The following is a 25,693-nucleotide window of genomic DNA, read 5'->3' on the forward strand; positions in this document are numbered from 1 at the left end:
ACCCTGCGCCTCTCTATGACTCATCAAGACCGGAAAAGACTGCCATGACCCGCTTTGCCGCCCCCATCGCCGAACAGATCTGGGATATGAAATACCGCCTGAAAGAGGCTGACGGCACGGCGCTGGACCTCTCTGTCGAGGACAGCTGGAGACGCGTGGCGCGGTCTTTGGCCTCGGTGGAAAAAGACAGCGCGGCCTGGGAAGAGAAATTCTACCACGCTTTGGAGGATTTTAAATTCCTGCCGGCAGGGCGGATTCTGGCGGGGGCTGGCACGGGTCGTGCGGTGACGCTCTTCAACTGTTTCGTGATGGGTACGATCCCGGACAGCATGGCGGGTATTTTCGACATGCTCAAAGAGGCCGCACTCACCATGCAGCAAGGCGGCGGGATCGGGTATGACTTCTCCACCATTCGCCCGAAAGGTGCGGATGTCATGGGCGTGGCGGCGGATGCCTCCGGGCCTTTGTCCTTCATGGATGTTTGGGACGCGATGTGCCGGACGATCATGTCGGCGGGCTCGCGCCGTGGTGCGATGATGGCGACCATGCGCTGCGATCACCCTGATATCGAGGCCTTTATCGAAGCGAAACAAGACGCCGCACGTCTGCGGATGTTCAACCTTTCCGTGCTGGTGACCGACGATTTCATGGAGGCGGTGAAGGCCGACGGTCCTTGGGAATTGAAATTCGGCGGCAAGGTCTATCACACCGTGGAGGCGCGTGATCTTTGGAACAGGATCATGAAGGGCACCTACGACTACGCCGAGCCGGGGGTGATTTTCATCGACCGGATCAACAAGATGAACAATCTCTCCTATGTCGAGACCATCGCGGCAACCAACCCCTGTGGGGAGCAGCCCCTGCCGCCTTACGGGGCTTGTCTCTTGGGCTCGATCAACCTTGCGCGGCTGGTGAAAGCCCCGTTCGAAGCGGGTGCCGAGATGGACGAAGCCGCGCTGTCCGATCTGGTCGCGACCGCCGTGCGGATGATGGACAATGTGGTGGACGCTTCGCGCTTCCCGCTGGAGCAGCAAGCGCAGGAAGCCCAGGCGAAACGCCGCATTGGGCTTGGCGTCACCGGTTTGGCCGACGCGTTGTTGATGATCGGTCAGCGATATGGCTCTGAAGAAGCCGCCGCGACCTGTGAAAAATGGCTCAAGATGATCGCGCGCGCCTCCTATCTGGCATCAAGCCAGTTGGCGAAGGAAAAGGGGGCTTTCCCGCTGTTCGAGGCCGACAAGTATCTGGCCTCCGGATCGCTTGAGCATATGGATCAAGACGTCAAAGACGCCATTCGTCAAAATGGCATTCGAAATGCGCTTTTGACCTCCATCGCGCCGACCGGCACGATTTCGCTTTACGCGGGCAATGTCTCCTCCGGGATCGAGCCGGTGTTCGCCTATGCCTACACCCGCAAGGTGCTGCAAAAAGACGGCTCGCGCACCGAGGAAGAGGTCGTCGATTACGCGGTCAAACTCTTCCGCGACAAATGCGGGGACGCCGAGCTGCCCGACTATTTCGTCAACGCGCAGACGCTTGCGCCGCTGGATCACGTCCGCATGCAGGCGGCGGCGCAGAAATGGGTCGACAGTTCGATCTCCAAGACGATCAACTGCCCGGAAGACATCGCCTTCGAGGACTTCAAAGAGGTCTACATGGAGGCCTGGGACAGCGGCTGCAAAGGCTGCACGACCTATCGCCCGAACGATGTGACGGGGTCTGTTCTCTCCGTTTCCGAGACCTCCGAGAAAGCGCCGGAACAGGATGAGGGGGCCGAGGTGGTCTATCTCTCCGAGCCGCTCGATCGTCCGCAACAGCTTGAGGGCAATACCTATAAGGTCAAATGGCCGGACAGCGAGCATGCGCTCTATATCACGATCAACGACATTGTCGTCGGCGGGCATCGTCGTCCCTTCGAGATTTTCATCAACTCGAAGAACATGGAACATTTCGCCTGGACCGTGGCGCTGACCCGGATGATCTCGGCGGTGTTCCGGCGCGGCGGCGATGTGTCTTTCGTGGTCGAGGAACTCAAAGCCGTGTTCGACCCGCGTGGCGGCGCGTGGATGAAGGGCAAATATATCCCTTCCATTCTGGCGGCCATCGGCGGCGTGATCGAAACCCATCTGATCGAAACCGGCTTCATCGAAGGCGAGGGCATGGGCCTCAAAACCGATCCGCAAGCCGAGGTCGTGGCCGTCGGCGAACGCCCGCGCGGCAAGGCCTGTCCGTCCTGCGGTCAATACGACATGCGTATGGTCGAAGGCTGCATGACCTGCGCGTCCTGCGGTCATTCGAAATGCGGGTGATCTGAGGGGATATGACCTGTTTGTGACTTCCGACATCTAAATTGCGCTTTTGCGACAAAAAGCGCATTTTTGGAATGGTAGTAGGACTAGCCTGAAACCCTGATCTTCAATGAACAAAGGGCGCAGCAAATGCACCGCCCTTCTTGTTTCAGGGATGTCTGGGGGCGGTCATGTCCCGAGATCGATTACGTCTTCCTTAAGGTAGACGTAGCCGTAATCCATCCCATCAGGTGAGAACGGAGTGATTTCGGCCTGTCGAAGCCGGGCTGACAACATTTGCCATGTGGTGCCTCTTGCCTTCGCCAAGGTCCGCACGGTCACAAGCTTAGCGTGAAACGCCCTTGCATCCTCGTCGGTGATGTAGCGCTGGAGCGCCTTTGTTTTCGGGTTTTGGATTTGCGTTGCCGGCGTGTGACCATTCTTGACAAGGCGGTTCAGGAAAACAGGCTGGCCTAGACCGATTGTCTTGGCGAAGAGCTGCAGGGACATCGCCGTTGGTTCTCCTGCACCAAGAGCTTGTGCGACCTCTTCGTGATAGATGTGAACAGATCGGTATCCTTCAAACTGAACATTTCGCCCGACACGCCGGACGCGGCCATCGGCGATGGCACGAATAATGTCACCGGGTCCACACTTTAGCCGCGCGGCACACTTTGCGATGTGTTCCCAACCGTGCTGCGCTTGCTGAAGTGTCTCGGCGCCGTCCAAGATGTTGTCCAGGAATTTTTGCCCTTCACGCGGATCCCAGACGTGTTTCGTGTTGGTGTCCGATAAGCTTGGCGCCAGGATTTCGGCCTTCACGAGTAGATCGAATTGAGAGCGCGACATGTCAAACGCTGTAGCGAAATCCTTTGCGGTCATGAACTGCACGAGGGGCGCGAGAATCTGTTCTGCTTGTTGGGCATCAAAGACAGCCCATGCATCTGGCATGGTGGAATCTATCACGTCTTGGGCTTCGAGCATTTTGCGTAGTCTACGACTGTCGATCCCAGTTGCCACTGATGCTGTCGTCACGGAATGTAAGCGGCGCTCCGTGACCGGCTCTCCCAGAAGTTCGTCGCCAGGACCCAAAGGCCATGTCTGCTGCAAATGTGTGGCCAGGAGGGACCGGAATATAGCGTAATCTGGGTCCCTACCATGATCGTGGGTCAACCTGTCGTATAGGATCGGGAAGACTGCCCTGGGGCCAAGCCGTGGTTCTGCCGTTCGGTTCAGTTTTTGAAAGGCGTCGAAAATTTCCTGTTCACCGAGAGAGGCAACTTCAAACCCCATCTGATAACAAGCCCACTCGGATTCATCTGCTACTTGCTGCGGAGAGATCCCCTCGAGGCGCAGTAACGCATACCCCAAATAGCAGCAGAAATTGCTGGCTGCATGGAGAGGGGCTTGATCGATCCAAAGGCCATCAGACTTTGTACCGCAGAGCCTACCGTCGAACCAGAGATCAAAATCGGTTGGGGTCCGCTGTTCACCTTCCGGTCGCGTCTTTTGAACTTCGTCAGCAATATCCCGAAAGCGTACAGCTGTGTCGTAGCGAAGGGTCGGTTTTGACTCGACCCAAAGAGTGACAAGCGCCTGATTGTGTTTGAGGCAAAGGGTGACATGCGGGATCAGCCAATCAGCCCGGTAGGTCATCGATCGGTGAGCAGGCAGCTGAGACTGTTCGATATCTTCCTTCAGACAGGCAATGCATCCACGTACATGAGAAGTCAGAAGGGGCCGACTTGGAAAAATATACCCTGCTAAGTTCCTTCTTGGCGTCGATGCCGAAGCCCTCCGAGGCTGCCACGCTTCAAGTTGGTTTCTTGTTGTGCCAGTTACCTTTACAAGCACGCCTAGGGCCTCGGGTGCGCCTTCCAAAATTTTTGGAAAAGGCGCTCCTATATCCTGTCCAAAATCGACAGCAGAGGATCCGCCGACAGCAGACACCCTAGATAGGAAAGCGAAAGCAGGTTCTCTCGGAGCAGGTTGGAGGTGAAGAGGCGAGCTAGATTGGTGGGGCTTCATTGCGTCAGAATTTGTCTTTGTCCAAGGGCGGGGCACGCTGCCCATTTAATCAACTCGAAATATGTGTCTGCTTCCTCTACACCAAAAATTTTCATAGGTGTTCTGTCAATAGCATGTCTTTCAGGGTGGGGCAGAACCGTCGGAATGTTGAGCCCATCATGGTTCCAATGACGGTGTCGTATGTGGAGAGCATCCGGTCAATCGAGGAGAGTTTTGCAGATCGACAGGCGATATTTGATGAGATCGATGAGATGAAGATGAAACTGAAAGAGGTGCGCAGCCGCGGATGGCCGCATGGCCTCCTGCGAACTGACGGCTGAACAAGAGGCGCAGTATCCACAGCTATTCAGCAGAAAACCATTTCAATCTATTGGGGTACCTTCCCCTGTGCGGACAACCTGCAGCAGGACACCCCCTGCGCAAGGCTGACAGCATTTACCTAGTCGCCAGAATCAAGACCATTGCCGTAATGGTAATGACGGCCAGGCTTGCAAAGGGGAGGTGACAGACAGTTCATGAGTGACCGACCCACCTTTGATGACATCCGGCGCGAGCAGGAGAGCCTCATCGGCCCTCCTGAGACCCCAATGGGGCACAAGATGCCGCGGAAGCCGACCGAGGCTGATGAAGCCTATGCAGATACATTGGCCACTTTGTCGGCAATCCGCTCCGCGCTTGAAGCTGGACGGCCAGTCGATCCAAGGCAACTCCCTGTAAGGCTTGTCAAAATCATTGAGGCGAATTGCGTGTGCTCGAAAATGCCTATGGTGGATGGTCGGCCGCATTACAGGGTCGACGATGTCGTCAAGGCACTGGCCTTTCGTAGAGGCGAGACGACCGCTGAATAGCACGATGTGCTTGGGAAAGCAGAAAGCCGGCTGATGCTTCTGCGGTTATCGACTGGGCACACCCTACACGAAGAGCGGACAACCGACCTTCGGGGAGTGTCATGAACTTTGTGTATCTGGCCCGGCCCATGCGGTTTCAGATACTCAAGCGTCGAAGCGCTCGCCGAACATTACGGCGAACTGGTTGCGGGCTGCAAACCATTCCCTGACATTTCTGCCATCCTTCTCGAATTTGCGGATGGCGAGGTAGATCAGCTTGGTTGCGGCTTCGTCGGTCGGGAAGGAGCCGCGCGTCTTGATCGATTTCCGGATCACGCGGTTCAGGCTCTAGATGGCGTTCGTGGTGTATATGATCTTGCGGATCGCCGGATCGAAGGCGAAGAACGGGATCACCTCCTGCCATGCCCGCCGCCAGGCCGGTGCGATGGACGCGTATTTTCCAGCCCATTTTTCCTCGAAGGCATCGAGCTCGGCCTCGGCCATCTCGGCGGTCGGGGCGCTGTAAATCCGGCGCAGGTCGGCGGCCACGGCCTTGCGGTCCTTCCTGGAGCAGAAGTTCAGGCTGTGGCGCACCAGGTGAAAGATGCAGGTTTGAACCATCGTTTCCGGGAACGCGGCGGTGATGGCCTCGGGGAAGCCCTTCAGCCCGTCCACAACGGCGATCAGGATGTCCTGGACGCCCCGGTTCTTCATCTCGTTCATCACCGAGAGCCAGAATTTAGCACCCTCGTTCTCGGCGATCCACAGTCCCAGAACCTCGCGCTGGCCATCGCGGGTGACGCCGAGGGCGACATAGACGGCCTTGTTCTTTACCGTCCGGCTGTCCGCGTCGCGGATATTCACCCGTAGCGCGTCGAAAAGCACGATGGGATACATCCGGTCCAGCGCCCGGGTCTGCTATTCCCGGACCTCGCCCAGCACCGCATCGGTGACCCGGCTGATCAGGTCGGGCGAGACCTTCAGGCCATAGAGGTCGAGCAGATGGGCCTGGATGTTCCGCACCGTCAGACCGGCGGCATAAAGGCCGACGATCTTGTCATCCATGCCGTCGATCCGGGTCTGGCCTTTCTTCACCAGCTCTGGCTCGAAGCTGCTGTCGCGGTCCCGGTCGCTCGCCAACCGGGGAAACCACATGCACACGACGCGTTTTTTGATCCCATCGAACATTCCAGGCCCCAATTGTTCCTGATTTGTTCTTTTTGATTTCCCATCGCATCAGAGTCGAGTCTTCGCTGTGTGTGTCAAAGATCGGCGCAGCATGCCAACGGGTCTCGGCGGCGTTTGACCCCATGCCTTCGGGGATGAGGCAAAGCCCCGTGGTGCCACCTGCCTTGGCCGCGAGTTGCAACCGCCGCCCCTCGCGCAGGTTCAGCGGGCGGGTGATTTCGATGACGACAAAGGGCAGCGCGCCGTCTTTCAGCGCCTCTTCGGCGACGGCGAGCGCATCGGTCTGATCCTTGGGGCGGGCCAGCAACAGGCCCGCCGGGTCGACGATCGGCAAAAGCCCCTGAGGCATGAGTGTGTCCGTGCGCCAACTTTCGCGGATCCACAGGCACGCGCCTGCCGCGGCCATGGCGGCGAAGCTTAGTGCTCCCGGCCCATAAGCCTCATGCACCCGCGCACGGCGCAGGGGAAAGACGGTGTGAAAATCGACTCGCATGGGCAAGAACGTAAAGGGAACAACGATCCCGGGCAACGTTCATCTTCAAATGCTGGGTTGTGGTGATAGGTCAATCCCGCATCAGACGCGCGTATTGCCGTGTCGAGACGTCGTTCGTGGAAACGCCCGGGCCACAGGTATTCAGAACCGGTCAACAACGGCTCACTTATCCACCGCAGAAGCGATTTTCACGCACACGGAAAAGCATTTTGTGTCAGAGGCGTCTGCCTATCACCTTCTCAAGGCCTACGATCTGATCACCAGCTGCGCCTGCTCTTTTCGCTGGGGCTTATGATCGAACTGCTGATTTACGCTCTGGTGGAGGCGAGGCGGAGCAAGGACGTTGGGCTGGATACCTGTCATTTCTGTCGTGCGTTTCCCGACCGAAGGTCCTTGTCGCCGGAAACCCCTTTTTTCACAGACGCAGCGGCGGCAGGAAACGCTTCCGTTTGTGAGACGAGAAGCGTTTCCTGCCGCCTGCGGATCATGCGGGTACGACAGTTTTCCCGGCGAAATGACAGCTTGTCTGATGTGTGCCGCACAGGTCCTCGGGCGGCGCGGTCTCGCAGATCGCCTGTGCATGGGGACAGCGGGTGCGAAAGACACAGCCCGACGGCGGCGCCATGGGGGAGGGCAGGTCGCCGTCGAGCGCGATGACCTTTTTGCCTTTTTCGACCTGCGGGTCGGGGATTGGCACCGCCGACAGGAGCGCCTGTGTGTAGGGGTGCCGTGGATCGGCGAAAAGCGCGTCCGAGCTGGCCTTTTCCATCATCCGTCCGAGATAGAGCACCATGACCTCGTCCGAGAGGTGTTTCACCACGGAAAGATCATGCGCGATGAAAATGATCGTCAGACCCAGATCGCGGCGCAGCTCTTCCAGAAGGCCGATCACCTGCGCCTGAATCGACACGTCGAGGGCCGAGACCGGTTCGTCGCAGATCAACAGTTTCGGCTCCACCACCAGCGCGCGGGCGATGCCGATGCGTTGGCATTGGCCGCCGGAGAACTCATGCGGATAGCGGTTGATCTGGTTGGGCAACAACCCCACGCGCTCCATCACCGCGCGGACTTTCTCTTTGCGCTCTTTGGAACTCATGTCGGGGCGATGAGTGCGGAGCGGTTCAGAGATGATGTCCCCCACGGTCATCCGCGGGTTCAGGGAGGCCAGAGGGTCCTGAAAAATCATCTGAATCTGTGAGCGGTATTTCAGCATCTGACGCGGCGAGAGCGTCAAAAGATCGGTGCCGTCTTCCCAGATCACTTGACCGCTCGCGGGCAGCATGCGGATCAGCGCGCGCGCCAAAGTGGATTTGCCACAGCCGGACTCGCCGACGATGCCAAGCGTCTGTCCCGGCTCCAGCGAGAAACTCACGCCGTTGACGGCATGCAGCTTTGCAGGCGGGGTCCAGGGCAAGTCGGAGGGGCGGTGAATGTCGAAACTGACCCGCACATCGCGGGCCTCGATCAGGGGATAGCTCATGCGGCGACCTCCTCAATGGGGCGGAAACAGGCGCGGGCGCGGCCTTCGGCGAACTCCATGAGTGCAGGTGTTTCCACCCGGCATCGGTCGTCGGCCAGAGCGCAGCGCGGTGCGAACGGGCAACCTTTCGGCGCGCCGGTCATGTTCGGCGGATTGCCCGGAATGGCGTGAAGCGACTCCTGATCCTCATCGACCCGCGGGATCGCGTCCAGAAGCCCGCGCGTATAAGGATGGGTTGGGGCCTCGAACAGCGGATCGACCGGCGCCTTCTCCATGATCCGCCCGCCATACATCACGATGGCGCGCTCGCAGAAGCCGGCCACGACGCCCAGATCATGGGTGATCAGGATCGTCGCCATGCCGAATTCGCGCTGCAACTCGGCCAGAAGCTCCATGATCTGCGCCTGCACCGTCACATCGAGCGCGGTGGTCGGCTCATCCGCGATCAACACTTCCGGGTGGCACAAAAGCGACATGGCGATCATCACGCGCTGGCGCATGCCCCCGGAGAACTCATGCGGATACAGCCGCACGCGGGTCTTGGCGTCGGGGATTTTGACGGCGTCGAGCATGGCGACACTCTCGGCAATCGCCGCGCGTTTCGACAGGCCTTTGTGCAGCATGAGCACCTCCGCCATCTGGTCGGAAATGCGCATGTAGGGGTTCAAAGAGGTCATCGGGTCCTGAAACACCATCGCGATGCGATTGGCGCGGATTTGGTTCAACTTGCGCTCGGAGATCGACAGCAAATCCTGGCCATCGAACAGGGCCTGCCCGGTGGTGTGGCCGTTTTTCGCCAAAAGCCCCAAAAGCGCAAAGTTGAGCTGGCTTTTGCCGGAGCCGGATTCGCCCACGATGCCAAGGGTTTCGCCCTTCTCAAGGCTGAAACTCACGCCGTTGACCGCGTGAATGTCGCCCTCGGGCGTGTCGAAGCGAACGGAAAGGTCTTTCACATCCAGAAGTGCCATATCAGCGATCCTTCGGGTCCAGAGCGTCCCGGAGCCCGTCGCCGACAAAGAAAAAGCCGAAGAGGGTGAGGACGAAGAAAAGAAGCGGGAAGGCCAGTTGCCAGAGCGTCCCGTAAGAGATGGTGCCGGAGCCCTCCGAGATCAGCGCGCCCAGAGAGGTCATCGGTTCCTGAACGCCCAGGCCCAGGAAAGAGATGAAACTTTCGGTCAGGATCATGTTGGGCACCAGAAGGGTCGCGAAGACCGTGACGACACCGATGAGATTGGGTAGGATATGACGGCGGATGATCACGGGGGCAGGCACGCCGATGGCGCGCGCGGCCTCGATATATTCGCGCCCCTTGAGCGTAAGCGTCTGGCCGCGCACGATCCGGCTCATTTCCAGCCATGAGATCAGGCCGACGCCCACGAACAACATTGTGATCGACCGGCCGTACATCACCAAGAGCAGGATCAGCACGAACATGTAAGGGATCGCCAAAAGAATATCGACGGCGCGCATCATTAAATTGTCGAGACGTCCGCCGAAATAGCCGGCGGTGGCGCCATAGATCGTGCCGACGATGACGGCGATGGCCGATCCGATGATGCCGACCGCGAGCGAGATTTGCGTGCCCTGCACGGTGCGCGCGAAAAGATCGCGGCCCAGATCGTCGGTGCCGAAATAATGCCCGTTGGCAAGCGAAGGCCCGCCTTGCTCGGCGACCATGCCCATGACGGAAAAGTCGATTTCCTCATTCGACCATTGCGCGATGGAATTGCCGAACAAGGCAAAGAGCGTGACGAAGACCAAGAGCACAAGCCCGAACATCGCCGCCTTGTTGCGGAAAAACCGGCGCCGGGCATCGGCCCAGAGGGAGCGGCCCGCCACATCCTCGCGCGAGGTGGCTTCGGCCAGTGACTTCATTTTCTGACTGTCGATGACCATGGCTTCAGTACCGGATTTTCGGGTCGATCCATCCGTAGACGATATCGACGACAAGGTTGAACAGGATGGTGAGCGCGCCGACGAGGATCGTGACCCCCATCATCACCGCGTAATCGCGGTTCAGAGCACTGTCGACAAAGGCTTTGCCGATGCCGCCCGTGGAGAAATAGATGTCCACGATCACCGAGCCGGTGATCATCGAAACGAAAGCCGGGCCGAGATAAGAGATCACCGGCAAAAGCGCGGGTTTCAACGCATGGCGCAGGATCACCCGATGCGCCGGGAGGCCCTTGGCCCGCGCGGTGCGGATGTGGTTGGAGTTCAACACCTCCAGCATCGAGGACCGCATGATCCGGGCGATTGAGGCCATGTAGGAGGTGGAGAGCGCGATCACCGGCATGATCCAGTAACTTGGGTCCGAGAACCGCCAGCCGCCGCCCGGCAACCAGCCGAGGATCAGCGTGAAGACGATGACGAGGATCGGCGCCATGACGAAGTTCGGCAGCACCTGCGCGCCGATCGACACGCCGACCGCGAAATAGTCGATGATCGTGTTGTGTTTGACGGCGGCGACGGCCCCCAAAGTGACGCCCGCGACCACCGCCACGAGGAAAGAGACGAAGCCATAGGTCAGCGTGACGGGAAAGCCCTGCGCGATGATCTCGTTGACGGTGCGGTCCTTGTAGACAAAGGACGGGCCGAAATCGAAATGCGCGACAATGCCCCAGATGTAACTGACGATCTGTTTCCACAGAGGTTGGTCGAGACCGTATTTGGCGTTGAGATTGGCGAGCACCTGCGCGGGCAGCTCGCGTTCCTGCGTGAAGGGCCCACCGGGGGCCGCATGCATCAGCAGGAATGAGAATATAATCAGCAGGAGCAGCGTCGGAATGGCAATCGCCAGACGCTTGAGAATGTAAACAATCATATGGGGTGTCCCTATGGGTGGACGCGGGAATTTCATGGCCCCCGCGTCCGGCCTGTTTTTAAGCCGAGATCACTCAGCGACGCGGTAGAGGTCTTTGCCGTACCAGGTCTGCATCACGTTCTCTGTCGGCAGGCCCTTGATGTCGGATGCGATCATGTCGACCTTCGCATAGTGGTAGATCGGAACAAATGGCATCTCCGTCGCAAGAATTTGCTCGGCCTGGGTATAAAGCGGTTGCGGATCGGCCGCCGTCTTCGATTCTTTCATGATCGCATCGTAGTCGTCATTGAAGAATTCGCCGTTGTTGTGGCCCGAGTAGGAGGTGAAGAAATCGAGGTAGGTCGACGCTTCGTTGTAGTCACCGCACCAGGCATAGCGCGCCAGATCGAAGTCCTGGTTCTGCATGCGGTCGGTGTGCACCTTCCACTCCATGTTGTTGAGCGTCAGGTTGATGCCGAGCGGGCGATAGAACTGTTGTGCCGCGATGGCGATTTTCTTGTGGCTCTCATCCGTGTTGTAGTTGAGCGTCAGATCGAGCGGGTTGTCCGGCCCATAGCCCGCTTCGGCCAGAAGCTCTTTGGCCTTGGCCGTGCGCTCCTCTTGGGTCCAATGAGAATATTCGATGTCCGGCATGACAAAACCGGCCGTCGCCCAATGGGTCCAGTTGTAGGAGGCGCGTTGGCCGCCCTGAAGGATGTTGTCCACCACGATGTCGCGGTTCATCGCATAGGACAGCGCCTTGCGCACACGCACGTCCTTCAGCGCTTCCGGGCCCTTGTCCGACAGGTTCATGTTGTAGATGTAGGAACAGGAATAGGGCAGCGAGGTCGCCTCGTCCGGATATTCCGCTTTCAGGCGGGGATACTGGCCGGCGGGGATCTGCACCCGGTCCAGCTCACCGGCGAGGTAGCGGGTCAGCGCCTGATTGTTGTCATTGATGGTCAGCGCGGTCAGATGGGTCATCACCGTCTTGTCGGCATCCCAATAGGTGGCGGATTTATCCATCTCGACGCGTTCGCCAAGGATGTGCTCGGACAGCGTATAGGCGCCGTTCGACACCATGTTTTCGGGCTTCGTCCAGTCGGAACCGAATTCCTCGAGCACGTCCTGGCGTACCGGGAAGGTGGAGCCATGCACCAGCATCTGCGGGAAATAGGGCAGCGGCGTCTCGATCGTCACCTCAAGCGTGTGATCGTCGATGGCTTTCACGCCCAGATCGGAGGGTGGCAGCTCGCCCGCGGTGATTTTCGACGCGTTCACCACCTGCATGAGTTCCATGTACCAGGCATATTCCGACGCGGTCGCCGGATCGGCAAGGCGCTGCCAGGCGTAGACGAAATCTCCCGCCGTCACCGCTTTGCCGTCGGACCATTTCGCCTCCGGGCGCAGGTGGAAGGTGTAGGTCAGGCCGTCGTCGGACAGATCATGGCTCAGCGCCACGCCCGGAATGAGATCGCCCTTGGCGTCTTCGTTATAGAGGCCTTCAAACAGGTTGCGCACAATGTCGGAGCCTTCGACATCCGTGTTGATCTGCGGGTCCATGGATTTGATCGCGTCCAGAAGCCAGAACGTATAGGTCTGGTTTTCCGAGAGCACCGTGCCTTCGGGAATATCGGCGGCAAAGGCCGCTGGCGTGGCGGCAAGCAGCGCCAGCGCGGACAAAGCGGTGGTGAGTTTCATACGATAACCTCCTGTGGGTGTTTGTAAATTTCGGGCTCGGACGCAAATGCTCCGGAAAGCCATTGGCGACTCCCGAATGACATTCAGGGAAATGCATCTTTTCCCGGAACACAAGTGTGACCTGACGTGTAGAAGCGTGAAATGGCGGAAAGCCGCAAATAATTCTGAAATCCTGTTCTTTCCACCAGCTCAAAACAGGCTTTGGGCTCGTGTCGCTCAGATCGCAATTCCAGGTAAATTGGTCTTTCTGCGGCGTAAAACCGGAACCTTTGCCCGGGAAAGTTTCCGTTCCGTAGCCAAAGACCGTGGAGGACACAGGCATCGCATCCTCTTGAGATCGGTGCCGCGCGCTTCATATGATCTCTGTAGACAAAAGACCGCAGGAGGAGATGGCTATGAGCTTGGATTTGCTGATCGGAGGGGCGGATGTGCCCGCTGAAACGGGGCGGACCTATGATCGGATCGACCCTGTGACGGGGATGATCGCGACACAGGCCGCCGCCGCTTCTGTCGCGGATGCGCTCAAAGCCGTGGCCTCTGCACAGGCCGCTTTTGCGCAATGGTCGGCTATGGGGCCGGAGGCGCGGCGTAAGGTGCTTGTGGCGGCGGGCGACATCATGGAGGCGCGTGCGGGCGAGTTTGTCGAGGCCATGGTGACCGAGACCGGCGCGACCGAGGTCTGGGCCGGGTTCAACGTCCATCTCGCCTCCGGCATGCTGCGCGAAGCGGGCGCCATGACGACACAAGTGGGCGGCGAGGTGATCCCCTCGAACAAGCCGGGCAACCTGGCGATGGCGGTGGCAAAGCCGCGGGGCGTGTGCCTCGGGATTGCGCCGTGGAACGCACCGGTGATTTTGGGCACGCGGGCGGTTGCGACGGCGCTGGCCTGTGGCAATACGGTGGTGCTGAAATCCTCGGAAATCTGCCCGAAAGTCCATCGTCTGATCGGCGAATGCCTGACCGAGGCGGGCTTGCCTGCCGGCGCGATCAACGTGATTTCCAATGCGCCCGAAGACGCTGCCGAGGTTGTGAAAGCCCTCATTGGGGCGCCCGAAGTGCGCCATGTCAATTTCACCGGCTCGACCGCCGTGGGCAAAATCATCGGGCGTCTGGCGGGCGAAAACCTCAAGCCCGCGCTTTTGGAACTGGGTGGCAAGGCGCCTTTCGTGGTGCTCGAAGATGCCGATCTCGACGGTGCCGTGAACGCCGCCATCTTTGGCTCATTCATGAACCAAGGCCAGATTTGCATGTCCACCGAACGCATCATCGTCGTCGAAGCCGTGGCCGATGCCTTCATCGAAAAACTCGCCGCCAAGGCCGCGGGCCTGCCCTATGGCAACCCGCGCGACAAAGTGGTGTTGGGCTCACTGGTGACGGAAAAAGCCGCTGAGAAAATGGACGCGCTGATTGCGGATGCCACCGCCAAAGGCGCGAAACTTGTGGCCGGCGGGATGCGCGAGGGGGCGATCCACGCGGCCACCTTGCTCGACGGCGTGACGCCAGAGATGCGGATTTATGGCGAAGAAAGCTTTGGTCCTGTCAAATCCATCATCCGCGTGAAAGACGCAGACGAGGCCATCGCGGTGGCCAATGACACGGAATACGGCCTATCGGCGGCGGTGTTTTCGCAGGACATCACCAAGGCGATGGAGGCCGCGCACCGCATTCAAAGCGGCATTTGTCATATCAACGGCCCGACCGTGTCGGACGAGCCGCAGATGCCCTTCGGTGGCGTGAAGGACTCGGGCTTCGGGCGGTTCGGTGGCAAGCTGGGCATCCATGAATTCACGGTCACGCGCTGGATCACCATCGAAGACCCGAAGCAGCATTATCCCTTCTGAAATACCTTGGGCCCGCGTCGGCGGGCCTTTTCGATCTTATCCGCGCCCGCGCTCCGGGAATTTCATCGTCGTGTCGATGGCCTGGAGCAGATGGGTGGCGTCAGGCCAGAGGCTCGGCCCGGTTTGCACCGTTGAGAGCCCAATTTCTCCGCTCTGCAACACCCAGTATTGCGCGGGTTCTATGTGCATTTGCAGCGCGTCGGCCTCCCTGCTGTCGCGGGTCAGAAAGAGGCCCCACGCATGCGCCAGGGCCTCGGCATCAAGACCATAGCCCAAAGGCAGGCGGATCAATTGCATCCGCTCCTGAAGCGCTGCGGTCGCTTTTTGGGGTTCACAGGATACGGCGACGACACGCAGGCCGCGAATGGCGAAATCTCCGATGCGGTCGTCCAGCTCCTTGAGCAGGAGGCGGGTCCATTTGCAGTGGCCGCCGCGGTGAAACGCGACCAATGTGCCGCCCGCCGGGGCGTCGCGGGCGAGATCATAGGGACCATGGCCCAAAGTCTCGAAGCAAAGATCCGGTGCCATGACGCCCGGGGTCAGATGGTGTGTCATAGGGTCTCCTCCCAAAGTGCCCTGTCTAAAGTGTCCTGTCTGGTGTCGTCTTCCGTGTCGTCCTGAGATTCGCGCGCTGAGTGACAGATCGGCGCGGATGGCCCGATCTCAAAGCGGGGTGCGTCACTTTAGCCCAATGGGCCGTTTCGATGTCTGCGGTGTCCTGTCTCTGTCCTGCGCTTTTTAGGCTGTGGACGCTTATTTCAATGGGAAATCAGCACACTCCCCCTGTCTTGCGGCTTTGCGATCCCAGGTCGATCTCCTGTGATCGTCATTGGGATAAAAATCGTTTTAAAAGTCAATCTTCAATAAAATATCGTTTTTATTTGACAGCAACGATTAATCCTCGCCATGATTTGGTCAGCGTGTGGAGGACGCGCAACCAAAGGAGGAGATCAATGCCGGACGGAGCGATGTTTTCGGTCACGCACAGCATCCAGATCAAAGGGGCGGAGACCGACATCACCTGCGCCGAGGATCAGATGGTGCTGATGGCGATGGAACAGCAAATTCATGTGCCCAGCCCGCGTCCGGTGCGGGTCGGTTGCCGCAGAGGCGGCTGCGGGGCCTGCCGGGTCAAAGTCACAAAAGGCGACTACACGACCCAGAAATCCAGCCGTGTGCATGTCACCGAAGAGGAGGCCGCAGAGGGCTATGCGCTGGCCTGTCGCCTTTCGCCCTTGAGCGATCTTGAGCTGGAGCCGGCCTTTCTGGACCCGCGCCGACCGGCGGATCAGGACGGCTGATCGCCCGCTTTAGACAAAGGCATTTCGACAGGGAACCAGAGGAGGAGAACCTATGTCACAAGAAGGACTTTTACGCCCGGGGATCATCCAGCTTCGCGTGCTGGATATGGAGGAATCTCTCACCCATTACCGGGACCGGATCGGTCTCGATTACGTCTCGACCGGAGAGGACGGTCGCGTGTACCTCAAGGCTTTCGACGAATTCCATCGCCACTCCGTCGTGCTGCGCGAGGCCGACAGCGCGGGCATCGATTTCTTTGCCTTCAAGGCCGACGGGCAAGCGGCCGTCGACGGATTTCGCAAGCGGATCGAAGACTATGGCCTGGCCGTCGAGGACGTCGCCGAGGGCGAAATGCCGGGCACCGGAAAACGCATTGGCTTTACCATTCCCTCCGGCCATCGCATCGAGATTTATGCGGATATGGAGCTGTCAGAGACCGCGCCCGAAATCCGCAACCCCTACATCTACAAAGACGAGCCGCGCGGCATGCGCGCGCAGCGGCTGGACCATTGCCTGCTCTACGGACCGAACCTGCCGGAGGTGGAAAAGTTCTTCACCGAGGTGCTCGATTTCCACATCCCGGAACGCGTCGACCTGCCGGACGGGACGCTGGCGATCTGGATGACCGTGTCGAACAAGGCGCATGACATCGCCTTTGTGAACCACCCGGAGCCCGGAAAGCTGCACCATGTCGCCTTCTTCCTCGAGGATTGGAACGACATCGGCCACGCCGCCGATGTGATGACACGCTACGACATTTCCCGCGACATCGGCCCGACCCGCCACGGCATCACCCGCGGCCAGACGATCTATTTCTTCGATCCGTCGGGCAACCGCAACGAGGTCTTCTGTGGTGGCTACACCGCCTACAAGGATCATCCGACACGGGTCTGGGACGGCAATCACGTGGGCCGCGGGATTTTCTACTACGAGCGCCAGATGAACGACGCCTTCCTCTCGGTGGTGACCTGAGATGGAGGCGACCCGTCCCACCCGCAGATTGACCGCCATGGCGGCCTTCGTGGCCGTGCGCAGTGCCGTGATCCGGGCCGAAGAGCTGGGCGTCACGGTCAACGCCAGCGTCGTGGACGCAGGCGGGCGCGAGATCGCGTTTTTGCGGGGGGACGGGGCGTTTTTGCCCTCGGGCCAGATCGCGCGGGACAAGGCCTATACCGCCTTGGGCTTCGGCCTGCCAACGGGCGATTTCTACAAGGCGTTGTCCGGCGCGCCGGCGGTGCTCGCGGGGATCACCGGCCAACCCAATATTGCGGCCTTTCCGGGCGGGCTGCCGATCCGTGTGGGCAACGAGGTGATCGGCGGCATCGGCGTGTCCGGTGCTTCGGCGGAACAAGATGACATTTGTGCAAGGGCCGGGCTGACCGCCATCGGCCTTGGCCAGGGAGAAGGATGAGTAAGAGATGAGAGACGGGGTCATGACCTTCACACAAGAAGCGATGCATTTCATCAACGGGGGGTTCACGCCGGGGACGTCGGGGAAGACCTTCGACAATATTTCGCCGGTGACCGGCAAGAAGATCGGCATCGTGCACGAGGGGCTCAAACCCGAGGTGGATGCGGCTGTGGCGGCGGCGCGGGCCGCACTTCGGGGGGAGTGGGGTTATCTGCCCATGGCGGAGCGTGCCGAGATGCTTCATGCCGTGGCCGATGAGATCAACCGCCGGTTCGACGATTTTCTGGAGGCGGAGATTTTGGACACCGGCAAGCCCAAGGGGCTGGCCTCTCACGTCGACATCCCGCGCGGGGCGGCGAATTTCAAAATCTTTGCGGATCTTGTGAAAAACGTTCCGACCGAGAGCTTCATGCTCGACACGCCGGACGGGTTCGGCGCGGTGAATTACGGCGTGCGCAAACCCAAAGGCGTGATCGCGGTGATCTCGCCCTGGAACCTGCCGCTTTTGCTGATGACGTGGAAGGTTGGTCCGGCGCTCGCGTGCGGCAACACGGTGATCGTGAAACCGTCCGAGGAAACGCCGCTGACCACCACGCTTTTGGGCGAGGTGATGAACACCGTGGGCGTGCCGAAAGGCGTGTTCAACGTGGTGCATGGCTTTGGCCCGGACAGCGCGGGCGCTTATCTCACCGCGCACCCGGATGTGGATGCGATCACCTTCACCGGCGAGACCCGCACTGGCGAGGTGATCATGCAATCTGCGGCCAAGGGCCTGCGTCAGGTGTCGATGGAATGCGGCGGCAAGAACGCCGGGATCGTCTTTGCCGATTGCGACATGGATAAGGCGATCGAAGGCACCCTGCGCTCGGCTTTCGCCAACTGTGGTCAGGTCTGTTTGGGCACGGAACGGGTCTATGTCGAACGTCCGATTTTTGATGAATTTGTTTCGCGCCTCAAAGACGGTGTCGAAATGATGAAGCTCGGGCCGTCGGAGGACCCGGAAACCTCCATGGGGCCGCTGATTTCGCAAGAGCATAAGGACAAGGTGATGTCCTATTACAAGCTCGCCGTCGAGGAGGGTGCGACCGTTATCACTGGCGGCGGTGAACCCGAAATGCCGGACGATCTGAAAGGCGGCGCCTGGGTCGAGCCAACGATCTTCACGGGCCTCTCGGAAGATGCGCGCTGCATCAAGGAAGAGATTTTCGGCCCCGTCTGTCACATCGCACCGTTCGACACGGAAGACGAGGTGATCCGGCTCGCCAATGACACGACATACGGTCTCGCGACCGCGATCTGGACCGAGAACCTCACGAAGGCGCACCGTGTGGCGCGTCAGATCGACGTGGGTCTGGCCTGGGTCAATTCGTGGTTCCTGCGCGATCTGCGCACGGCCTTTGGCGGCGCGAAACAGTCTGGCATCGGGCGCGAAGGTGGGGTGCATGGGTTGGAGTTCTATTCCGAACTGACCAACGTCTGCGTGAAACTCTGAAGGGCAGGAAGCTGAAGGGTAGGGAAATGACAAGCGAAGCGAATATTCAAAAGGCAGCCGATCAGCTTTGGCAGGCCTGGCAAAGCGGCACGCCCGGCGGGCCAATCCGCGCGTTGCTGGACGAGGGCGACGTGGCGGCGGCCTATGCCGTGCAGGAGATCAACACCAAGCGCTGGCTGGGCGGCGAAGAACGCGTGCTCTCGGGCCGCAAGATCGGGCTGACGTCTGTGGCGGTACAAAAACAATTGGGCGTGGATCAGCCGGATTACGGCATGCTCTTTGCCGATATGGAATATATGGACGGCGAGGAAATCCCGGTCTCCGCCGTGCAACAGCCCAAGGTCGAGGCCGAGATCGCCTATGTGGTCGCGGCGCCCCTGACCGGCGGCCATATCACCATGGTCGATCTGATGGCCTCCATCGGCTACGTCGTGCCGGCGCTCGAAATCGTCGGCTCGCGGGTCAAGGCGTGGGACATCCGCATCACCGACACCATTGCCGACAACGCCTCGTCCGGCATCTACGTCTTGGGCCAGACCCCGAAACGCCCCGGCGATTTCGATCCGCGCCTGTGTGGCATGGTGATGACCAGGAACAACGAGCCGGTGTCAGTCGGCGCGGGCGCGGCCTGTATGGGCAGCCCGCTCAACGCGTCCTTGTGGCTGGCGCGCACCATGGCCAAGGCGGGCCGTCCGCTGGGCCCTGGCGATGTCATTCTCTCCGGGGCGCTGGGCCCCTTTGTCTCGGCTGAGCCCGGCGATGTGTTCGAAGCCCGCATCAACGGTCTGGGCTCCGTCCGTGCCGCTTTCGCAAAGGAATAAGACTATGGAAAAGATCAAATGTGCCATCATCGGCTCGGGCAATATCGGCACCGACCTGATGATCAAGATCATGCGCACCTCCAAGGTGTTGGACATGGCCGCGATGGTCGGGGTCGACCCGAACTCTGACGGTCTGGCGCGGGCCAAACGGCTCAAGGTGGCGACGACGCATGAGGGCATCGACGGCTTGGTGAAGCTGCCGGAATATCAAGACATCCGCATCGTCTTTGATGCGACGTCTGCGGGCGCGCATAAGCGCCACAACGAGGTGCTGCAGCGTGACGGCAAGCAGGTGATCGACCTGACTCCCGCCGCCATCGGTCCCTTCACCATTCCGCCGGTCAATCTGGATGCGAACCTCAATCAGATGAACGTCAATATGGTGACTTGCGGCGGCCAGGCGACCATTCCGATGGTGGCCGCCGTCAACCGCGTCTCGCCGGTGATCTACGGCGAAATCGTCGCCTCGGTGTCGTCGAAATCCGCAGGGCCCGGGACGCGCGCCAACATCGACGAATTCACCGAAACCACCGCGCATGCCATTGAGGCCGTCGGCGGCGCGAAACGCGGTAAGGCGATCATCATCCTGAACCCGGCCGAGCCACCGGTGATCATGCGCGACACGGTCTATTGCCTCTGCGAAGAGGCCGACCAGGAGGCGATCCGCCAATCCATCCTCGACATGGTCGCGGAGGTGCAAAACTACGTGCCGGGCTATCGCCTCAAGCAAGACATCCAGTTCGAGCATTTCGGCGACAACACCCCGCTGACCATCCCGGAAAGCGGGGGCACATTCACCGGCCTCAAGGTCTCGGTCTTCCTCGAAGTCGAAGGCGCCGCGCATTACCTGCCGGCCTATGCGGGCAACCTCGACATCATGACCTCTGCGGCGATGAAAACCGCGGAAGCGCTCGTTCACAAACGCAATTGGATCAAGGAGGCCGCGTGAGATGACCAAGGTTTACATTCAGGACGTGACGCTGCGCGACGGCATGCATGCGATGCGCCACCAATACGATCTGGGCCATGTGCGCGCGATTGCTGAGGCGCTGGACGAGGCCGGTGTGGATGCCATCGAAGTGACCCACGGCGATGGGGTGGCGGGGTCCACCTTTAACTACGGCTTCGGGCGCCAGACCGATGTGGCGTGGATTTCCGAGGCGGCGAAAGTGGTGAAAAACGCCAAGCTGACCTGTCTTTTGGTGCCGGGCATTGGCACTTTGGAAGACCTGAAAAAGGCGCATGACGCGGGGGTCGTCTCCGTGCGCGTGGCAACCCATTGCACCGAGGCGGACGTCGCCGCGCAGCATATCCGGGCGGCGAAAGAGATGGGCATGGATGTCTCGGGCTTTCTGATGATGGCGCATATGACTCCGCCCGAAAAACTCGCCGAACAGGCCAAGCTGATGGAAAGCTATGGCGCGGATTGCGTCTATTGCACAGACTCTGGCGGGCGTCTCACGATGAAAGACGTCATCGCGCGGATGGAGGCCTATAAGGCCGCGCTCAAACCCGAAACCCAGATCGGCGCGCATATGCACGAGAACCTGTCTTTGTCGGTGGCGAACTCGGTCGTGGCCGTTGAGCATGGCGCCTACCGGGTCGATGCTTCGCTGGCTGGCATGGGCGCAGGCGCGGGCAACACGCCGATCGAGGCCTTCGCCGCCGTCGCCGACCTCTATGGCTGGGAGCATGGCTGTGACGTGTTCAAATTGCAGGACGCCGCCGAAGACCTCGTGCGCCCGCTACAGGACCGTCCGGTGCGGGTGGATCGCGAAACCATGACGCTGGGCTACGCGGGCGTCTACTCAAGCTTCCTGCGCCACGCCGAACGGGCCGCCGAGATGTACGGCCTCGACACGCGCGATATTTTGGTCGAACTGGGCAAACGCCACATGGTCGGCGGGCAGGAAGACATGATCGTCGATGTCGCCCTCGACATGGTCAAAGCCAAGGAGGCCGCAGCATGAAAAGCCTCGCAGAGCTGGCAGACTACGTGGACGAAGCGGCGCGCACGGCCACAGAAATCCCGCAAATCTCCGACACCCGGCCGCTGAGCGTCGAGGACGCCTACGCGGTGCAGGCGCTCTCGATGCAGCGCCGTTACGCGCGCGGTGAAAAGCGCATCGGCATCAAGATGGGACTGACCTCGCGGGCCAAGATGATCCAGGTCGGCGTCTCTGACGTGACCTGGGGCCGACTGACCGACGCGATGCGCGAAGAAGAGGGCGGCGTGGTCTCCATGTCGCGCTTCGTCCACCCGCGCGTCGAACCGGAGATCGCGTTTTTGATCAAGACACCGCTGTCGGGCAAGGTTTCCGCTTTGGAGGCCATGTCGGCGGTGGAGGCCGTGGCGCCCGCGCTCGAAATCATCGACAGCCGCTACAAGGCGTTCAAATTCGATGTCGGCGACGTGATCGCGGACAATTCGTCGTCGTCCGGTTTCGTGCTCGGCACATGGCACAGCCCGGAGACGGACATCTCGAATTTGGGCATGGTGCTGTCGATCAACGGTCGCCCGCAAGAAATCGGGTCAACGGCTGCGATCCTTGGCCATCCGGTGCGCTCGCTTGTCTCGGCGGCGCGGATGGTGGCCTCGGCGGGCGAAGTGCTGAACCCCGGAGACATCGTTCTGGCGGGCGGCGCGACGGCGGCGATCCCGATGGAAGCGGGGCAATCCGTGCTGCTCGAGGTCGAAAGCCTCGGTCAGATCGGGTTCAACATCGGAGATTAGGCCATGCCGTTCATCGAAGTGACATTGGTCGAAGGCCGCACGCCCGAGATGAAATCCAAGCTGATCGAAAAGGTGACGGAAGCCACTGTCGAGGCGATTGGCGCTCCAATCGAGGCCATTCGCGTCTGTATCCGCGAGGTGCCGCCGGAAAACTGGGGTGTCGCGGGGGAGCAAAAATTCGTCACCAAGGGGTAAGGGGACAGCATGTCCGAGCCGCTCATGTCCGAACCACTTGTGGAGCCGGGTCAGGAAGGCCCGGTCACCATCTCGATCTCGCGCCGCGTCAAACCCGGTTGCGAGGCGCACTACGAAGACTGGCTGCATGGCATCATCCATGCGGCCGGCGGTTTTCCCGGTCATATGGGGGTGAATGTTCTCAAACCTTCGGGCGCGACCGGCGGGCGCTATGTGCTGATTTACAGGTTCGCCACATGGGCGCAATGTCAGGCCTGGGAGGACAGCGAAACGCGCGCCGATTGGGTCGCGAAACTTGGCGATCTGGTCGAAGGCGAGGGCGAACGCAAACGCGTCACCGGGCTTGAGGCCTGGTTCGAATTGCCGGAGGTGCCCGCCGCCAAACATGCGCCGCGCTGGAAAATGTCTCTCTTGTTGATCGTCGTGGTCTTTGCGCTGGTCTACCCGCTGCAACTCATCGTGCTGCCGCTGATCCCCGCCTGGCCGCATGGGCTCAAGACGCTGGTGATTGCCATCATTCAGGTGCTGTTGATGACCTATCTTGTCATGCCGCGGGTGACCAAAGCGCTGAAAGCCTGGCTCTTTGTCTGAGCTTTAGTCCGACAGGTCGTGTTGCTGCGTCAGGTCGGTGTAGGATTTTTCGATATGCGCCTCAATGGCCGCGACGCAGGCCGCGATGTCGCCCGCAATCGCCGTGTCGAAAATCGCTTTATGCTCCACCCGAACATCGCGCGGCAGGGAACGGTCGTCGATCAGGCGGCGGTGATAGCGATAGGAATGTTGGTGCAACGTCCGGCGAAAGCGTTTCAGCCAGGCATTGTCGCAATTCTGCACGAGGCAATCGTGGAAATTTGAATTCCACTCGTCCCAGTCCGGCGCGAACTCCGGTTTGCCCTCGCCGATCAGCCGCTCCTCGATGCGCGACAGGCGGTGGTAGGCGGCGACCAGATCGGCCTCCCAGTCTTCGGTGCGATTGGCCAGAGAGACACGCAGCGCCTCGGCCTCGATCATCTTGCGCGCGTCGGTGATGTCGCGAAAATCCTTGAGCGTCAGAGGGGCGACGCGAAAGCCGCGCTGTTGTTCCGAGGTCACCAGATCGTCGATCAACAGCCGCGAGATCGCCTCGCGCATGGTCGAGGTCGAGACGCCGAATTCGAGGCGTAATTTGTCGACATGCAGCCGCTCGCCGGGCCCGAGCGCGCCGGAAATCACCCGTTCGCGGATCTGTTCCTGAACCGTTTCGATGGCGGTCTTTTTGCTTGTGCCCTGGGTTTTATCGCCTGTGGCGAGGGGGTGTGGCTTGTTCATATCGCTTTGGCTTCAAGATGTGCGGGGTTTGTCTAGAAATGGCACCCCCTCGTCGAAATGTCGAGGATTTGCTGTCTGGGCAGGCATGGAAAAAATAATCGTTTTTTATTTGACCCAACGATTTTACTCGTTAATCTCTTTTACAGAGGAGGAGTCGCGGGCGCTGGGGAGGCCGGTGTTGGCGGCCAATTTTGGAGGAGGAACATCATGAAACAGAGGCTGACCGGCGCAGTTTGCGCCGCGATCATGGCTGGCGGCTTTGCGGGGACCGCTCTGGCGGAGGATAAGGTGGTGGAGATGAGTTTCTCGCACGATCTGCCGACGCAACACCCGCTGCATTCCCAGGGCTTTCAGGTCTGGGCCGACAGCATCCGCGCGGCCTCGAATGGCACGCTGGACATCAGTTTCTTTCCCGCCGGTCAGCTCGGCAAGGCCGAGGACGAATATGACATCGCCAAATTCGGCATCGCCGATTTCGTCTGGGCCAACCCGGGTCACACGCCGGGCCGCTTCCCGATCATGGCTTTGGGCGAGCTGCCTTTTTTCATCAAATCCGGCCTTGGTGGCACAGAGGCGATGAACGAATGGTATGCAGCGTATAAAGATCAGGAAATGAGCGACGTGAAATTCTGCGTCGTGCACCTGCATGATCCGGGCACCTTGCATTCCACCTCGGAAATCCGCACGCCTGCGGAGATGAAGGGCAAGACGATCCGTCCGGCGAATGGCACCATCGGGCGTCTGGTACAGAGCATGGGCGGCTCCTCCGTGCAGGTCGGCCCGTCAGAGGCGCGCGAAGTTCTGGAACGCGGGGCGGCGGATGGCATCACCTTCCCGTGGCGCTCGATCTCGATTTTCGGCATGGATGACGTGGTGCATTATCACCCCGACATGCCGCTCTACGTGACCAATTTCATCATCGCGATGAACAAGGACCGCTACGACAGCCTGTCGGAAAGCCAGCAAGGTGTGATCGACGATCATTGCTCGCCTGAATGGGGGGCCAAGATCGCCGCCGGTTGGGTGGCCTTCGACAATGAAGGCAAGCGCCTGTTTCAGGAGAGCCCTGAGCACCATGTGCTTGAGCTGAGCGACGAGGAGCTTCAGCAGTGGAAAGACGCCTCTGCCTTCCTGTTGGACGATTGGAAAGCCAATGTGAGCGCCAAGGGTCTCGATGCGGATGCGATCTATGATGCCTTTGTGGAGCGGCTCGAAGCCCATGACGCAAAATTCTGACACATCCGCTGGCGGGGCCTTCGGGCTCCGCCGTTTCGCCACATGGGTCGAATTCGCGGCCGCCTTTCTGATGGGGCTGGTGACGCTTTTGGCCTTTGGCTCCGCTGTGATGCGCTATGCCTTCTCCGCGCCGATCCCGGACAGCCACGACATCGGGCGGCTGGCGCTTGGTGTGGCGATTTTCTGGGGTGTGGCGACGGTGAATTATACCGGCACGCATATCTCCGTCGATCTGCTCTATGAGATGCTGGGCAAAACCTGGCGCCGGGCGATGGATTTCATTTCCACCTTGCTCGTCCTGCTGTCCTTCGCGGTGCTGACCGTGATGATGTCCAAAAATGCGCAGGATGTGTTCGCGACCGGCGAGCATTCCTATGATCTCAGGTTTCAGATCTGGCCGGCCTATTGGCTGATGGTCATCGGGGCGGGGCTTGCGACGCTGACGACGGCTTTGCGGCTTTGGCTCATTGTCAAAGATGAGACGCCGCATGCGCATGAGGACCATCATGAGGGCGAGCCGGCCCTCGCGGTTGAAGAATAAGATA

The 25,693-nt window shown here is 60.1% G+C and carries 24 protein-coding genes and 1 pseudogene; 15 read left to right on the top strand and 10 right to left on the bottom strand.

Features of this window, described 5'->3' with window-relative positions; translation table 11 throughout:
* Window positions 1–44 precede the first annotated feature (44 nt).
* Window positions 45–2,309: an adenosylcobalamin-dependent ribonucleoside-diphosphate reductase gene (locus HCZ23_RS14035; RefSeq protein ID WP_167602372.1), complete on the top strand. Its 2,265-nt coding sequence runs from the start codon at window positions 45–47 to the stop codon at window positions 2,307–2,309.
* Between the two features lie 168 nt (window positions 2,310–2,477).
* On the opposite strand, the gene HCZ23_RS14040 is transcribed toward HCZ23_RS14035, so the two are convergent.
* A complete protein-coding gene (locus HCZ23_RS14040; protein ID WP_368487355.1) occupies window positions 2,478–4,361 on the bottom strand; it encodes a TniQ family protein in 1,884 nt (627 codons plus the stop codon).
* 68 nt (window positions 4,362–4,429) lie between these two features.
* Between HCZ23_RS14040 and HCZ23_RS14045 the strand changes: the two genes are divergently transcribed.
* Entirely contained in the window at window positions 4,430–4,636 is a 207-nt protein-coding gene (locus HCZ23_RS14045; protein WP_167602374.1) for a hypothetical protein, read from the top strand.
* A 672-nt stretch (window positions 4,637–5,308) separates the two neighbouring features.
* Here HCZ23_RS14045 and HCZ23_RS14050 read toward each other — a convergent pair.
* The 7 genes and pseudogenes from HCZ23_RS14050 to HCZ23_RS14080 all read right to left on the bottom strand — a co-directional run.
* A pseudogene (locus tag HCZ23_RS14050) lies at window positions 5,309–6,271 on the bottom strand (IS256 family transposase); the annotation flags it as partial.
* Complete coding sequence (locus HCZ23_RS14055) at window positions 6,201–6,824, bottom strand: ImuA family protein (RefSeq protein ID WP_254870322.1); 624 nt, start codon at window positions 6,822–6,824, stop codon at window positions 6,201–6,203. The pseudogene HCZ23_RS14050 and the gene HCZ23_RS14055, both read right to left, overlap by 71 nt.
* A gap of 484 nt (window positions 6,825–7,308) precedes the next feature.
* Window positions 7,309–8,304, bottom strand: coding sequence for an ABC transporter ATP-binding protein (locus tag HCZ23_RS14060; RefSeq protein WP_167602375.1), 996 nt, complete (start codon window positions 8,302–8,304; stop codon window positions 7,309–7,311).
* Entirely contained in the window at window positions 8,301–9,272 is a 972-nt protein-coding gene (locus HCZ23_RS14065) for an oligopeptide/dipeptide ABC transporter ATP-binding protein (RefSeq protein ID WP_167602376.1), read from the bottom strand. The genes HCZ23_RS14060 and HCZ23_RS14065 overlap by 4 nt, the downstream gene beginning before the upstream one ends.
* 1 nt (window position 9,273) lies before the next feature.
* Complete coding sequence (locus HCZ23_RS14070; RefSeq protein ID WP_254870329.1) at window positions 9,274–10,179, bottom strand: ABC transporter permease; 906 nt, start codon at window positions 10,177–10,179, stop codon at window positions 9,274–9,276.
* 25 nt (window positions 10,180–10,204) lie between these two features.
* Window positions 10,205–11,128, bottom strand: a complete 924-nt coding sequence (gene oppB, locus HCZ23_RS14075; RefSeq protein ID WP_167602378.1) for an oligopeptide ABC transporter permease OppB — start codon at window positions 11,126–11,128, stop codon at window positions 10,205–10,207.
* A gap of 69 nt (window positions 11,129–11,197) precedes the next feature.
* Window positions 11,198–12,808, bottom strand: a complete 1,611-nt coding sequence (locus HCZ23_RS14080; protein ID WP_167602379.1) for a peptide ABC transporter substrate-binding protein — start codon at window positions 12,806–12,808, stop codon at window positions 11,198–11,200.
* Window positions 12,809–13,203: 395 nt separating this feature from the next.
* Between HCZ23_RS14080 and HCZ23_RS14085 the strand changes: the two genes are divergently transcribed.
* The gene (locus tag HCZ23_RS14085; RefSeq protein ID WP_167602380.1) at window positions 13,204–14,649 is read left to right on the top strand and encodes an aldehyde dehydrogenase; all 1,446 of its coding nucleotides are present in this window, start codon (window positions 13,204–13,206) and stop codon (window positions 14,647–14,649) included.
* 36 nt (window positions 14,650–14,685) lie between these two features.
* Here HCZ23_RS14085 and HCZ23_RS14090 read toward each other — a convergent pair whose 3' ends face one another.
* Window positions 14,686–15,204 carry a redoxin domain-containing protein gene (locus tag HCZ23_RS14090; RefSeq protein WP_167602381.1) on the bottom strand — a complete coding sequence of 173 codons (519 nt, stop codon included), beginning with the start codon at window positions 15,202–15,204 and terminating at the stop codon, window positions 14,686–14,688.
* 398 nt (window positions 15,205–15,602) lie between these two features.
* On the opposite strand from HCZ23_RS14090, the gene HCZ23_RS14095 reads away from it, so the two are divergent.
* From HCZ23_RS14095 to HCZ23_RS14140, 10 genes are read left to right on the top strand one after another with little or no spacing between them, the layout of a single operon-like run.
* A complete protein-coding gene (locus HCZ23_RS14095) occupies window positions 15,603–15,950 on the top strand; it encodes a 2Fe-2S iron-sulfur cluster-binding protein (RefSeq protein WP_167602382.1) in 348 nt (115 codons plus the stop codon).
* Between the two features lie 52 nt (window positions 15,951–16,002).
* Window positions 16,003–16,923, top strand: coding sequence for a catechol 2,3-dioxygenase (locus HCZ23_RS14100; RefSeq protein WP_167602383.1), 921 nt, complete (start codon window positions 16,003–16,005; stop codon window positions 16,921–16,923).
* A gap of 1 nt (window position 16,924) precedes the next feature.
* Window positions 16,925–17,362, top strand: coding sequence for a heme-binding protein (locus HCZ23_RS14105; RefSeq protein ID WP_167602384.1), 438 nt, complete (start codon window positions 16,925–16,927; stop codon window positions 17,360–17,362).
* A 22-nt stretch (window positions 17,363–17,384) separates the two neighbouring features.
* Complete coding sequence (locus tag HCZ23_RS14110; RefSeq protein ID WP_167602385.1) at window positions 17,385–18,854, top strand: 2-hydroxymuconic semialdehyde dehydrogenase; 1,470 nt, start codon at window positions 17,385–17,387, stop codon at window positions 18,852–18,854.
* A 26-nt stretch (window positions 18,855–18,880) separates the two neighbouring features.
* The gene (locus HCZ23_RS14115) at window positions 18,881–19,675 is read left to right on the top strand and encodes a 2-keto-4-pentenoate hydratase (RefSeq protein ID WP_167602386.1); all 795 of its coding nucleotides are present in this window, start codon (window positions 18,881–18,883) and stop codon (window positions 19,673–19,675) included.
* Between the two features lie 4 nt (window positions 19,676–19,679).
* The gene (locus tag HCZ23_RS14120) at window positions 19,680–20,624 is read left to right on the top strand and encodes an acetaldehyde dehydrogenase (acetylating) (RefSeq protein ID WP_167602387.1); all 945 of its coding nucleotides are present in this window, start codon (window positions 19,680–19,682) and stop codon (window positions 20,622–20,624) included.
* A 1-nt stretch (window position 20,625) separates the two neighbouring features.
* Window positions 20,626–21,645 (top strand): 4-hydroxy-2-oxovalerate aldolase, encoded by a 1,020-nt coding sequence (gene dmpG / locus HCZ23_RS14125; RefSeq protein WP_167602388.1) that lies wholly within the window; start codon window positions 20,626–20,628, stop codon window positions 21,643–21,645.
* Window positions 21,642–22,409 (top strand): 2-keto-4-pentenoate hydratase, encoded by a 768-nt coding sequence (locus HCZ23_RS14130; protein ID WP_167602389.1) that lies wholly within the window; start codon window positions 21,642–21,644, stop codon window positions 22,407–22,409. Before dmpG ends, HCZ23_RS14130 begins: the two co-directional genes overlap by 4 nt.
* 3 nt (window positions 22,410–22,412) lie before the next feature.
* A complete protein-coding gene (locus HCZ23_RS14135) occupies window positions 22,413–22,604 on the top strand; it encodes a 2-hydroxymuconate tautomerase (protein WP_167602390.1) in 192 nt (63 codons plus the stop codon).
* Window positions 22,605–22,613: 9 nt separating this feature from the next.
* The gene (locus HCZ23_RS14140; RefSeq protein WP_167602391.1) at window positions 22,614–23,195 is read left to right on the top strand and encodes an antibiotic biosynthesis monooxygenase; all 582 of its coding nucleotides are present in this window, start codon (window positions 22,614–22,616) and stop codon (window positions 23,193–23,195) included.
* Window positions 23,196–23,198: 3 nt separating this feature from the next.
* On the opposite strand, the gene HCZ23_RS14145 is transcribed toward HCZ23_RS14140, so the two are convergent.
* Entirely contained in the window at window positions 23,199–23,912 is a 714-nt protein-coding gene (locus HCZ23_RS14145; RefSeq protein ID WP_167602392.1) for a GntR family transcriptional regulator, read from the bottom strand.
* 207 nt (window positions 23,913–24,119) lie between these two features.
* Here HCZ23_RS14145 and HCZ23_RS14150 point away from each other — a divergent pair, with 207 nt between their 5' ends.
* Both HCZ23_RS14150 and HCZ23_RS14155 read left to right on the top strand, forming a co-directional pair.
* Window positions 24,120–25,148 (top strand): TRAP transporter substrate-binding protein, encoded by a 1,029-nt coding sequence (locus HCZ23_RS14150; RefSeq protein WP_167602393.1) that lies wholly within the window; start codon window positions 24,120–24,122, stop codon window positions 25,146–25,148.
* On the top strand, window positions 25,132–25,689 hold the full coding sequence (locus HCZ23_RS14155) for a TRAP transporter small permease (RefSeq protein ID WP_167602394.1): 558 nt from the start codon (window positions 25,132–25,134) through the stop codon (window positions 25,687–25,689). The genes HCZ23_RS14150 and HCZ23_RS14155 overlap by 17 nt, the downstream gene beginning before the upstream one ends.
* Window positions 25,690–25,693 lie beyond the last annotated feature (4 nt).

The organism is Celeribacter sp. HF31, from assembly GCF_011806455.1.
GTDB lineage: Bacteria > Pseudomonadota > Alphaproteobacteria > Rhodobacterales > Rhodobacteraceae > Celeribacter.